Source organism: Xylanimonas protaetiae (assembly GCF_004135385.1).
Taxonomy (GTDB): Bacteria; Actinomycetota; Actinomycetes; order Actinomycetales; family Cellulomonadaceae; genus Xylanimonas; species Xylanimonas protaetiae.
The window spans coordinates 1,242,970-1,255,243 of record NZ_CP035493.1 but is presented as its reverse complement, the minus strand read 5'-3'; the positions used below and the strand labels follow the sequence as shown (position 1 = coordinate 1,255,243).

Annotated in this window: 8 protein-coding genes; 3 read left to right on the top strand and 5 right to left on the bottom strand. The window is 74.2% G+C overall.

Features of this window, described 5'->3' with window-relative positions; genetic code table 11:
* Window position 1 precedes the first annotated feature (1 nt).
* Window positions 2-862: a class II fructose-bisphosphate aldolase gene (locus tag ET471_RS05665; protein WP_129186989.1), complete on the bottom strand. Its 861-nt coding sequence runs from the start codon at window positions 860-862 to the stop codon at window positions 2-4.
* A 102-nt stretch (window positions 863-964) separates the two neighbouring features.
* Window positions 965-2,716, bottom strand: a complete 1,752-nt coding sequence (locus ET471_RS05660) for a response regulator (RefSeq protein ID WP_129186988.1) — start codon at window positions 2,714-2,716, stop codon at window positions 965-967.
* Window positions 2,717-2,848: 132 nt separating this feature from the next.
* Here ET471_RS05660 and hrpA point away from each other — a divergent pair, with 132 nt between their 5' ends.
* From hrpA to ET471_RS05645, 3 genes are all read left to right on the top strand, one after another.
* On the top strand, window positions 2,849-7,324 hold the full coding sequence (hrpA, locus tag ET471_RS05655) for an ATP-dependent RNA helicase HrpA (protein WP_129186987.1): 4,476 nt from the start codon (window positions 2,849-2,851) through the stop codon (window positions 7,322-7,324).
* A gap of 88 nt (window positions 7,325-7,412) precedes the next feature.
* Window positions 7,413-7,928: an O-acetyl-ADP-ribose deacetylase gene (locus ET471_RS05650; RefSeq protein ID WP_129186986.1), complete on the top strand. Its 516-nt coding sequence runs from the start codon at window positions 7,413-7,415 to the stop codon at window positions 7,926-7,928.
* Between the two features lie 45 nt (window positions 7,929-7,973).
* Complete coding sequence (locus ET471_RS05645) at window positions 7,974-8,909, top strand: aminoglycoside phosphotransferase family protein (RefSeq protein ID WP_129190744.1); 936 nt, start codon at window positions 7,974-7,976, stop codon at window positions 8,907-8,909.
* Here the strand turns inward: ET471_RS05645 and ET471_RS05640 are convergent.
* The 3 genes from ET471_RS05640 to ET471_RS05630 are packed head-to-tail and all read right to left on the bottom strand — an operon-like array spanning window position 8,899 to window position 12,255.
* Window positions 8,899-9,846: a carbohydrate ABC transporter permease gene (locus tag ET471_RS05640; protein WP_129186985.1), complete on the bottom strand. Its 948-nt coding sequence runs from the start codon at window positions 9,844-9,846 to the stop codon at window positions 8,899-8,901. The genes ET471_RS05645 and ET471_RS05640 overlap by 11 nt on opposite strands.
* The gene (locus ET471_RS05635; protein ID WP_242496435.1) at window positions 9,846-10,853 is read right to left on the bottom strand and encodes a carbohydrate ABC transporter permease; all 1,008 of its coding nucleotides are present in this window, start codon (window positions 10,851-10,853) and stop codon (window positions 9,846-9,848) included. The genes ET471_RS05640 and ET471_RS05635 overlap by 1 nt, the downstream gene beginning before the upstream one ends.
* A 1-nt stretch (window position 10,854) precedes the next feature.
* Window positions 10,855-12,255, bottom strand: a complete 1,401-nt coding sequence (locus ET471_RS05630) for an ABC transporter substrate-binding protein (protein WP_129186984.1) — start codon at window positions 12,253-12,255, stop codon at window positions 10,855-10,857.
* Window positions 12,256-12,274: the final 19 nt, after the last annotated feature.

The following is a 12,274-nucleotide window of genomic DNA, read 5'->3' as shown; positions in this document are numbered from 1 at the left end:
CTCACGCCTTCCCCGCGGAGCCGAAGCGCTGCGCGAGGCTCACGGTCATGTCGACGACGGCCTGCCGGACGTCCTTGAACAGGCTCGGCGGGTCCCACCTGTCGGCGGGCTCGGCGACGTCGCGCAGGAACGCCAGGTTGGCCTGCATGTAGGTGATCTTGAGCTGCGTGGAGATGTTGACCTTGGCAGCGCCGCGGCCGATGAGGTCGGCGAACTGGTCGTCGTCGAGGCCGCTGCCGCCGTGCAGTGCGATGGGCACCCCCGTGGCCTCGACGAGCTCGGTCACCCGCTCGAAGTCGAGGTCGGGGCGGTGGCTGTAGACGCCGTGCGCGTTGCCGATCGCGGGGGCGAAGACGTCCACGCCCGTCTCCCGCAGGAACGTCAGCGACGTCTCGAGGCTGTGGCGCTGCGGCTCGGTGTCGGAGCCGATGCCGTCCTCGACGCCCTTGATGGACTCGATCTCGCCCTCGACGTGCGCGCCGTGCCGGCGCGCCTCGGCGACCACCTCGACGGTCTGCCGCTGGTTCTCCGCGACCGGCATGGTCGAGGCGTCGAACAGCACCGAGTTCCAGCCGATGTCGAGGCACTCGGTGATGACGTCGCGCTCCGGGCAGTGGTCCAGGTGCAGCGTGACGGGCACGTCGATGCCCTCGGTCATGGTCTGCCACATGCCGAACAGCACCGCGGCGCCGTACGACTTCACCGTCTTGACCGACGTCTGCACGATGAGCGGGCTGCGCGCCTGGGAGGCCCCGGCGAGCACCGCCTCGAGCGTCAGGTCGTTCACGATGTTGATGGCCGGCACGCCGTAGCGCTCCGCGAACGCGGCGTCGACGAGCTCCTTGAGCGGTACCACAGGCATCGTTGCCTCCCCTCGGTGGTCCTGCCGGTGAGGCTAGGCGGGGTCCGCGCGCCGACGGCATGGGGTGTTCCCCCCACGCCGCGTGGGGGTCCCGGGTAGGGCCTACGGGAGCGCGTTCAAGGCCGCCCGGCTGGGCGCCCCCGTCTTGTGCAGCACCGCGCTGACGTGCTTCTCGACGGTCTTGATCGAGATCCCCAGCCGGCTCGCCACCTGCTTGTACGCGAGCCCCTCCTCCAGCAGGTCGCGCACCTGGCGCTCGCGGGGCGTCAGGCGCTGCACGGGCGGTGCCGCCCCGAACAGGTCGGCAGCGACGAGCTGGTCGCCGCGCGCGGCCGCCACGACGGCGCGCGCGAGCCCGCCGGCGTCGACGTCGGGGGTCACGAACCCGACCGCCCCGCCCGAGGCGGCCTCGCGCACGCGGTCGTCCGCGACGGAGTCGACCACCAGCACGACGGCCGCGTGCGGGTCGGCCGCGCGCAGGTACGACGTGAGCTGGACGCCGTCGACGTGCGGCATGTGCAGCGGCGTGAGCACCACGTGCGGGTGCAGCAGCCCGTACGCGTCGACGGCCTGCGCCGGGTCGGCGATCTCGCCCACCACCTGCACGTCCGGCTCGGCGACCTCGAGCATCCGGACCAGGCCCGCGCGCACGAGGGGGCTCGGGTGCACCACGAGCACGCGCCAGCGCTCGCGCCCGGGCCGGCCGACGCCGTCGGGCGCGTACGGCACCTCGGCGCGCACGCGCGTGCCCCAGCCCGGCGTGGAGTCGACCAGCGCGGTGCCCCCGAGGTGCCGGGCACGGGCGACGAGCCCGCGCAGGCCGAGGGCGGCGGCCCCGCGGCGCAGGACCTCCGGGTCGAAGCCGCGCCCGTCGTCCTCGACCAGGGCCGTCACCGACGCGTCGCCGTACACGAGCCCGACCCGGACGGTGCGGGCGCCCGCGTGCTCGACGACGTTGGTCAGCGCCTCCTGCACGATGCGGAAGAGCTGCCGGGCGACGTCGGGGGGCAGCGCACGGGGCTCGCCCACGGCGACCAGGCGCGTGGCCACGCCGGCCGTCGACTCGACCCACGCGAGCTCCAGCCCCACCGCCTCGCCCAGCGACCGCCCGTCGAGCAGCTCCGGGCCCAGCCCCAGCACGGTGCGCCGGGTCTCCGCGAGCGCCGCCCGGGCGGCGGCGCGCGCGGCGGGGATCCGGGCGGCGTCGAGGTGCAGCAGGACGGCGGCGAGCCCGCGCCCGACGGTGTCGTGCACGTCGCGCACCACGCGCTCGCGCTCGGCGGCGGCCGCGGCCTCGGCCGCCCGCTCGGCGGCCTGCGCGTGCAGCCGCGCGTTGGTGATGGCGACGGCCGCGTGCGCGGCGAACAGCTCGAGGAGCCGAGCGTCGTCGTCGCCGAAGCGACGGCCCGGGTCCCGGCTGAACAGGACGCACGCGCCGACGATGGCGTCGTTCCACCGGATCGGGACGCCGATGACGCCGTGGAGCGCGCTGCGCTCGGGCTCGGGGATGTGCCCGCCGGGCACCTGGGCGTACTCGTCGAGGACGACGGGTGCCCGCGCCCGCACGACCGCGCCCGTGACGCCCTCCGCCAGCGGGAACGTGCGCCCCGCCTCGCAGACGACGCCGAGGTCGACCTCCTTGCGGTAGGTGCCCGCCACCTCGTCGACCGTGCAGACCGAGCCGGAGTCGCAGCCCAGGAGCTCCATGGTGTGCCGCAGGATGCGGTCGAGCAGCGGGACCAGCTCGAAGTGCCCGGCCAGGTCGTTCGCCATGGCCGCCAGGGAGTCCAGGCGGCGCTGGGCGCTGGCCGTCGAGGCCAGGCCCTGGGCCGTGATGGCCGCGGTGCTCGTCATCGTGCACGCTCCTCGTCCGGCGGGACGACGACGCCGGCGCCCGCCTCGCGCATTGTCACCCCGGGAGCCGTCCCCGGACCAGGACGTCACGCCGGTCCAATCACCTTGCGGCGCTTGCGACAATGGGAGGCCGTGAGCACCGCAGACCCCGTCCCGCACCCGTCGTCGTCGCCCGACGACGGGCGGCGTCGCGACGGCGGACGTCGCCGCCGCGGGCGACGCCCCGGCGAGGGGCGGCAGCGTGGCCAGGCCCGCGGTCCCCGACGCGTGTCCCGCGCCCACCTCGACAAGGTCGCCGCGGCGCGGGCCGCCGTCGTCGTGCCGCCCATCACCTACCCGGAGCAGCTGCCGGTCAGCGCGCGGCGGGACGACATCGCCGCGGCGATCCGCGACCACCAGGTCGTCGTCGTCGCGGGCGAGACCGGCTCGGGCAAGACGACGCAGCTGCCGAAGATCCTGCTGGACCTCGGGCGGGGCCGGGCCGGGCAGATCGGGCACACGCAGCCGCGGCGCATCGCGGCACGCAGCGTCGCCGAGCGCATCGCCGAAGAGCTCCAGACGACGCTCGGCGAGATCGTCGGCTACCAGGTGCGGTTCACGGACCAGTCGAGCGAGCAGACGCTCGTCAAGGTCATGACCGACGGCATCCTGCTGGCGCAGATCCAGCGGGACCCGGAGCTGCTGGCCTACGACACCATCGTGATCGACGAGGCGCACGAGCGGTCGCTCAACATCGACTTCCTGCTCGGCTACCTGTCCCGGCTGCTGCCGCGGCGGCCGGACCTCAAGGTCGTGATCACGTCCGCGACGATCGACTCGGAGCGGTTCGCGGAGCACTTCTCGCCGTCGCACCTCGCCGCCCTGGGCGGGGCGCCCGAGGCCGTCGTCGACGTGCTGCCGAAGGCGGCGCCCGTCGTCGAGGTGTCCGGGCGCACGTACCCGGTGGAGATCCGCTACCGACCGCTCGTCCCGGAGGCCGGGGAGAACGGGCTGGCGAAGAAGGGCGAGGAGAAGGACCTCGTCACGGGCATCGTCGAGGCCTGCGACGAGCTCATGCGCTGCGGGCCCGGCGACATCCTCGTGTTCCTCTCGGGCGAGCGGGAGATCCACGACGCGCTCGACGGCCTCGAAGGGCACCTCGGCGCGCGCGCCCGCGACCCGAAGCACCCGCAGCACGTCGAGATCCTGCCGCTCTACTCGCGGCTCTCGGCCGCCGAGCAGCACCGCGTGTTCGCGTCCCACCCCGGGCGGCGCATCGTCCTGTCGACCAACGTCGCCGAGACGTCGCTGACCGTGCCCGGCATCCACTACGTCGTCGACACGGGCCTCGCGCGCATCTCGCGCTACTCCAAGGCCACCAAGGTGCAGCGCCTGCCCATCGAGGCGATCTCGCAGGCCTCCGCGAACCAGCGCTCCGGGCGCTCCGGGCGCGTGGCCGACGGCGTCGCCGTCCGGCTCTACTCGCAGGCCGACTTCGAGGCGCGGCCGGAGTACACCGAGCCCGAGATCCTGCGGACGTCGCTCGCGTCCGTGCTGCTGCAGATGATCGCCGTCGGCGTCGTCGAGAGCCCGGACGAGATGGCGCGGTTCCCATTCGTCGAGAAGCCCGACACGCGTGCGGTCCGCGACGGCGTCATGCTGCTGCGCGAGCTCGGGGCGCTGGCGTCGGACGACGCCGGCACGCGCCTCACGGCCGTCGGGCGACAGCTCGCCCAGCTGCCCATGGACCCGCGGCTCGCGCGCATGATCGTCGAGGGCGCCCGCCTGGGCGCCGCCCGCGAGGTGGCGGTCGTCGCCGCCGCCCTCTCGGTGCAGGACCCGCGCGAGCGCCCCGCCGAGGTCCGCGAGCGCGCCGACCAGCTGCACTCGCGGTTCGTCGACCCGACGTCGGACTTCCTGTCGTACCTGAACCTGTGGGAGTACCTGCGCGAGCAGCAGCGCGACCTGTCGGGCTCCGCGTTCCGCCGGCTGTGCAAGGCGGAGCACCTCAACTTCCTGCGCGTGCGCGAGTGGCAGGACGTCGTCGCACAGCTGCGGCAGATGTCGAACGACCTGGGCATCGACCTCTCCGCCCGGGGGCGCGGCGCGTCCCGCGTGGCCGAGCCCGCCGAGGCCAGAGAGCCGCACGACGAGGCGCAGCCGCGCAGCGGCGAGTGGCGGCGCGTCTGGGACGGGGAGACCATCCACCGCGCCCTGCTCTCCGGCCTCCTCTCGCAGGTCGGCATGCAGGACACGGGCGAGATCAAGGCCTCCTCCGTCGCGCACCTCAAGGGCGAGGCACGGGCCCGCGCGCTGCGGCAGCAGGCCAAGCGCGCGCGCAACGAGTACCTGGGCGCGCGCGGGGCGCGGTTCGCGATCTTCCCCGGCTCTCCGCTGAGCAAGAAGCCGCCGGAGTGGGTCATGGCGGGCGAGCTCGTCGAGACGTCCCGCCTGTGGGGCCGCGACGTCGCGCGCATCCAGCCCGAGTGGGCCGAGGCGCTCGCCGGCGACCTCGCGCGCCGCACCTACTCCGACCCGCACTGGTCCACCAAGCAGGGCGCCGCGATGGCCACCGAGAAGGTGCTGCTCTACGGCGTGCCGATCGTGGCCGACCGGCCCGTGCTGTTCGCCAAGGTGGACCCCGAGGCGGCCCGCGAGATGTTCGTCCGCCACGCCCTCGTGCAGGGCGAGTGGACCACGCACCACAAGTTCTTCGCCGACAACCGGCGCACCCTGGAGGAGGCCGAGCAGGTCGAGGCGCGCTCCCGCCAGCGCGGCCTGGTCGCCTCGGAGGACGACCTGTTCGCGTTCTACGACGAGCGCGTCCCCGCGTCCGTCGTCAGCGCGCGGCACTTCGACCAGTGGTGGGCCGCCGCGCGCCGCACGACGCCGGACCTGCTCACGTTCCGCCTCGAGGACCTCGTCGACGTCGAGGCCGTGGACCCGTCGCAGTTCCCGTCGTCGTGGGCGCAGGGCGAGGTCACGCTGCCGCTCACGTACCAGTTCAGCCCCGGCTCCGACGCCGACGGCGTCACCGTGCACGTGCCCCTCTCCGTGCTGCCGCGCGTCTCGCCGTCGGGGTTCGACTGGATGGTGCCCGGGCTGCTCGAGGAGCTGTGCGTCGCGACCATCCGCTCGCTGCCCAAGGCCGTGCGCGTGCAGCTCGTGCCCGCGCCTGACGTCGGCGCGGGCGTCGCCGGGTGGCTGCGCGCGAGCACGCCCGCGTGGGAGGACATGGCCCGCGCCGGCGACATGGCCGAGCCGTTCCACGTCGCGTTCACGCGCGCGGTGCGCGCGCTGCGGGATGTGGTGGTGCCCGACGACGCCTGGGACGCCGAGCGGGTCGAGCGCCTGCCCGCGCACCTGCGGGTCACGTTCCGCGTGGTGGACCTCGCGGGGACGACGCCGGCCGGTGGCCGCGGGGGACGCGGCACGCGGGGCGGCGGTCCCGGGCCCGGCGCCGCCGTGGACGAGTCGAAGGACCTGCTCGCGCTCCAGCGCCGCCTCGCGCCGAAGGCCGAGGCCGCGGTGCGGGCCGCGGTCAAGGGCGCGGTGGCGGTCGCACTGGAGGAGGCCCAGCGCCGCGACGCCGCCTCCCGCCAGCCGGCGCCCGCCGGCGCCTCCGACGCCACGCGTCGTTCTGCGCCGCGTCCTGCGGCCTCGCGCGGGACGACGGGGGCGATCGCCGAGCGGCTCGGGCTCACCACCTGGCCCGACGGCCTGCCCGGCGGCCGCCTGCCCGACGTCGTCTCCACCGACCTGGGCGGGGGTGTCGTCGTGCGCGGCTACCCCGCGCTCGTCGCGGAGCCCGGGCCCAGGCAGGAGCCCACGGTGGCGCTGCGCATCCTCGCCGACGCCGTCGAGCAGCCCGGCGCGCACGCGCGCGGCGTGCGGCGGCTGCTGCTCGCCGAGAACCAGCTCGCCGCCGGACGGGTGACGTCCCGGTGGAGCGGCACGCAGGCGCTCACGCTCGCGGCGAGCCCGTACCGGAACACGAACCTGCTGGCCGAGGACCTCCAGCTCGCGGCGGTCATCGCGCTGACCAGCCCCGCAGCCGAGGTCGCCCCCGGCATCCCGGCGAGCCCCGTCATCGCCGTACAGATCCGAGACGCCGAGTCGTACAACCTCGTCAGGGCGCACGTACGCCGTCACCTGGAGGACGAGACCCACCGGGTGACGGGCCATGTCGTCGCAGCCCTCACGGCCTGGCGCACGCTCGAGTCGGAGATCCGCACGACGTCCTCCCTGGCCCTGCTCACCACGCTGCAGGACATCCGCGAGCACGCGGCCGGCCTGGTCTACGACGGGTTCGTCGCGGCGACCCCGCCGCGACGCCTCCCGCACCTGGTGCGGTACCTGCGCGCGGCGTCGTACCGGCTGGAGAAGGCGCAGGCGGCCCCGCACCGCGACGCCGAGCTCGCCTGGCGCATCCGCGACGTGGAGGAGGCGTACGCGAAGGCGCAGGCCGCCTACGCGGCCGGTCCCGCCGACGCGGCCCGCGCGGCCGAGCTCGCCGAGGTGCGCTGGCAGGTCGAGGAGCTGCGCGTGAGCCTCTTCGCGCAGCAGCTCGGCACGGACGGCACGGTCAGCGAGAAGCGCATCCGCAAGACGCTGGCCCCCACGTCCTGACTCCCCGCCACCCGTCCCCGTTGTCGCGCGCGCACGGGAGGAGGTGGCGGTCCGCCGGCGCCGCGGCCTCGCGGCGTACCGTCGTGACGTGCTGATCACGACCGAGCTCGGCGACATCACGCGCGTCGACGCCGACGCGATCGTCAACGCCGCCAACACGACGCTGCTGGGCGGCGGCGGGGTGGACGGCGCGATCCACGCGGCCGCCGGGCCGCGGCTGCTCGAGGCGTGCCGGCGCGTGCGCCGCACCGCCTACCCGGACGGCCTGCCCGTCGGTGACGCCGTCGCCACCCCCGGCTTCGACCTGCCCGCTCGCTGGGTCGTCCACACCGTCGGCCCGAACCGGCACCGCGGCCAGACCGACCCGGCCCTGCTCGCGTCGTGCTTCACGCGCTCGCTCGACGTCGCCGCCGACGTCGGCGCCCGCTCCGTCGCGTTCCCGGCGGTGGGCGCGGGCGTCTACGGCTGGTCGCCGGGCGACGCGGCGGCGGCCGCGGTCGGCGCGGTCCGCGGATGGGGGGGCGACGGCGTCGAGCACGTGCGGTTCGTGCTCTTCAGCGAGCGCCTGGGGGACGCCTTCGACGCGGCCCTCGGCCGTCCATGATCGCCTTCCGTCCCGGCCGGGCGGCACCGTAACGTCGGCGACGTGATGCACGACGACGAGGTCCGGGTGACCGTCGACGACGCCCGCCGGCTGGTCGCGACCCAGGTGCCGTGGCTGGCCCACCTGCCCGTGACGCCGCTCGCCGACGGCGGCACCGACCACCGCCTCTTCCTGCTCGGCGACCCCGCCGACCCGCCGTACCTGGTGCGGCTGCCCAAGATCGAGTGGGCGTCCGCGCAGGCCGTGAGCGACGCGCGCTGGCTGCCGGCGCTCGGTCCGCGCCTCCCGCTCGCGGTGCCCGCACCGGTGGCCCTGGGCGAGCCCGACGACGCGTACCCGTTCCGCTGGTCGGTCGTGCCGTGGCTGCCGGGCCGCTCCCCGGGCGACCCGCTGGGCGGCGAGCCGCTCGGCGCCCGCGGCGTCGCGCGCGACCTCGGCCGGTTCGTGCGCGCCCTGCGTGACGTCGACCCCGCAGGCGGCCCGGTCAAGGAGGGCACGTCCCGCGGCGTCCCGATCGCGCGGCTCGACGCCATCGTCCGCGAGAACCTCGCGGCCGTCGCGGCGGGCGAGCCCTCCGGCGACGCCCCCGTCGACGTCCCGGCCGCCGCCGCGCTGTGGGAGCGCGTGCTCGCCGCGCCCGCGTCGTCGGAGGCCGTGTGGATCCACGGCGACCTGCTGCCCGGCAACCTGCTGGTCCACGACGGTCGGCTGAGCGCCGTGATCGACTGGGGCGGGCTGGGCGTCGGCGACGCCGCCGTGGACCTGGGCCCGGCCTGGTGGCTCTTCGCGGGCGAGGAGCGCAAAGAGTTCCTGGCCGAGGCGACCGCGGGCCTGTCCCCCGCCGACGCCGCGGCCGCCGTCGAGCGGGCCCGAGGCTGGGTGCTGGTCCAGGCGGTGACGGGCATCCCCTACTACCGCACCCGCTGGCCTGCGTTCTCGCTCGCGTGCCGCCGGCGCCTGCGGGCCGTGCTCAGCCCTTGACCGCCCCGCCCAGCCCCGCGCCGCCCAGGAACAGCCGCTGGAACGCGAGGAACATCGCCACGGGGATGACGGTCGCGATGGCGAGCGCGGCGAGGAAGACGCCCAGGTCGGTGGTGCCCTGGATGGACGGCAGCCGCACGGACAGCGGCTGGATCGCCGGGTCGCGCAGCACGAGCAGCGGCCAGAGGAAGTCCTTCCAGCTCGCGATGACGGCGAACACCGAGACGACGCCGAGGATCGGCTTCGACATCGGCAGCACCACGGACCAGAACAGCCGGTACGGCCCGGCGCCGTCGACGCGCGCGGCCTCGAACACCTCGCGCGGCAGCGAGTCGAAGAACCGTCGCACCAGCAGCAGGTTGAACGCCGATGCGCCCGCGGGCAGCCACACCGCCCAGAAGCTGTTGACGAGCGACGTCGTGAGCAGGGGCGGGTCGAGGATCGTCAGGTACAGCGGCACCAGCAGCACCACGGCCGGGATGAACATCGTCGCGAGCACGAGCGCCTCGACCACCTTGCCGTACGCGGGTCGCAGCACGGACAGCACGTACCCGCCCGTGGTGGCGACGAGCAGCTGCGACGCCCACGACCCGGCCGCGAGCCACACGGTGTTGAGGAAGTAGCGGCTGATCTGGACGTCGTTCCATGCCTCGTCGAGGTTCGACCAGGCGATCCCGTGCGGGAAGACGTCCATGGGCGTGCGCAGGATGTCCTGCGTCGGCGTGACGGCGAACCGGGCCAGCATGAGCAGCGGCCCCAGCCCGACGACGACGAGCAGCACGAGCAGCACGACGTGCATGGCGCCGAGGCCCCAGCGCACGTCGGGCCGCCGCCAGTCGGACGCCGAGACGACGGCGCGGTCCGCGGACGACGCCGCGGCCCGTGCGCCGCGGCGCGCGACCGCAGCGGTGGTGGCGGGCGTGGACGTCGTCGTCATCACTGGCTCCAGCTCTTCGTGAGGCGGAAGTACAGCAGGGAGAACAGCGCGAGGACCACGGCGAGCATGAGCGAGAGCGCGGTGGCCGCCCCGTAGTTGCCGCCCAGCGAGTTCTGGAACGCGTACCGGTAGATGAGCAGCAGCACCGTGAGCGTCGCGTTGGCGGGGCCGCCGCCCGTGAACAGGTACGGCTCGAGGAACACCTGCGCGGTCGCGATGACCTGCAGGATCAGCGTGATGAACAGGACGCCGCGCAGCTGCGGCATCGTCACGTGCCACACCTTGCGCCAGACGCCGGCGCCGTCCACCTCGGCGGCGTCGTACAGCTCGGGCGGGACGGACACGAGCGCGGCCAGGTAGATGATGATCGTCCCGCCCGCGCCGGCCCAGGTGGCGGCGAGCACGAGCGAGGGCATGGCCCACGTCTGGTCCTGCAGCCAGGGGTACGGGCCCAGGCCCACCCAGCCGAGGATCGTGTTGAACACGCCCGTGGGCGAGGCGTTGTAGAACACCCGCCACAGCAGCACGGACACGACGGGCGGCACGACGACGGGCAGGTAGGCGAGCGCCGAGTACAGCCCCTTGGCCCGCCTCACCTCGCTCATGAGGACGGCGACGACGAGCGGCACGGGGTACCCGATGATCAGCGCGAGCAGCGCGAACCACAGCGTGTTGCGCACCGCGGTGCCCAGCAGCGGGTCGTTCAGGACGAACTGGAAGTTGTCCCAGCCCACCCACGTCGGGGGCGTGACCAGGTTCGTCTTCTGGAAGCTCATGACCACCGACCGCACGATCGGGGTCCAGGAGAACACCCCGAAGATGACGAGCGTCGGCAGCAGGAACACGAGGTGGTGCGGCCCGCCGCGCCGGACCCACGCCGCGACGCTGTCGACGAGAGCGCGGGCGGAGGTCCGGCGCGGACGGGGCGCGAGTGCCCCGGCCGTGGAGGGAGGGTTCGGCGCGAGATCGGTCGGCGTCGTCGTCTCGGGCACGGTGGGGCGGCTCACGTCAGTCCTGGTCGAGCAGCGCCTGCGCCTGCTGGTCGGCGTCGGCGAGGAGGGACGCGATGTCGGCGTCCTGATCGGTGAGCACGGCCTGGACGACCGGGTCCATGAGCGCGTAGATCTCCTGCGTGTGGCGCGAGGGCTCGTTGACGAGCGGCAGGTCGAACATCGAGTCGATGTACGACTGCATCTGGTCGAGCGGGACGTTGATGTAGTCCTTGATCCACTCCTGGTTCTGCTCCCACTGCTCGCGCCCGAACATGGGCAGCACGGGCGTGCCGACCGGCTGGTCGTCGGCGACGAGGGTCCGGGCGTCGGCGACGGCGCGGTCCTGGTCCACGAGCTTGGCGGTGTAGAAGAAGTCGATCCACGCGATGGCCGCGTCCTTGACGGCGTCGGAGGCACCGGCGGGCACTGCGGCGAGCGTGCCGCCGGACAGCACGCCGGCGTCGGGCGCGTCGCTCAGCGGCAGCGCGGCCAGGCCGTACGTGGCCGGGTCGAGGCCGTTCGACTGGACCATCGACGTGAAGACGTCGGAGCCCGACGTGTACATGGCCACCTGCCCGGCGGCGAAGGCCTCGTTCATCGTGCCCCAGTCGAGCAGGAAGTTGGACCCGAGCGAGCTGTCCTGCCAGCGCATCTTCTGGAGCCACTCGAGCGCCTCGACGGTGGCCGGGTTGTCGATGGTCGACGTCGCCGTGGCGCCGTCCGCGCTCAGCTCCTGCACGCGCCCGCCGCGCGCGTAGGTCTGCACGGTGAGCTGCCAGCCGCCCGTGCCGTTCTGCGACATCTGCATGTAGCCGGCCACGCCCGGGTTCGCGTCGGCGATCTTCTTCGCGTCCTGCGCGACCTGGTCCCACGTGGTGGGCGGCTGGTCGGGGTCGAGCCCGGCCGACTCGAAGAGCTTGCGGTTGTAGTGCAGGCCGATGCCGTAGACGTTCTTCGCCGGGATGGCGTAGACCTTGCCGTCCTCGCTCGAACCGGCCTCGACGATGGCGGGGTTGAACTTGTCCGCGTACGGCAGGGTGCGGAACTGGGCGTCCATGTCGGAGAGCTGGCCGTTGGCGATGAGCGTCTTGGCGTCCGTGAACGGGATCTCGAACACGTCGGGCAGCGTGCCGCCGGCGAGCTGGGCGGCGAACGTGGTCGCCTTCCACTCGTACTCCTCGGGCACGACGTCGATGTCGGGGTTCGCCGCCTCGAACTCGTCGACCTGCTTGTCGAAGGCGTCGATGGCGGCCTGCTCGGACCCGGGCAGCAGGGACACGACGCGCAGCGTCGTCTTGCCGGCGCCGTCGGTCGAGCCGGCGTCGGCGCCGTCGGAACCGCCGGACGAGCAGGCGGCGAGGCTGAGCGCCAGGGCCCCGGCAAGGCCGAAGGCCGCAGCGCGGTCGGTGGACTTCATCGTCTCTCCTTGGGTTTCG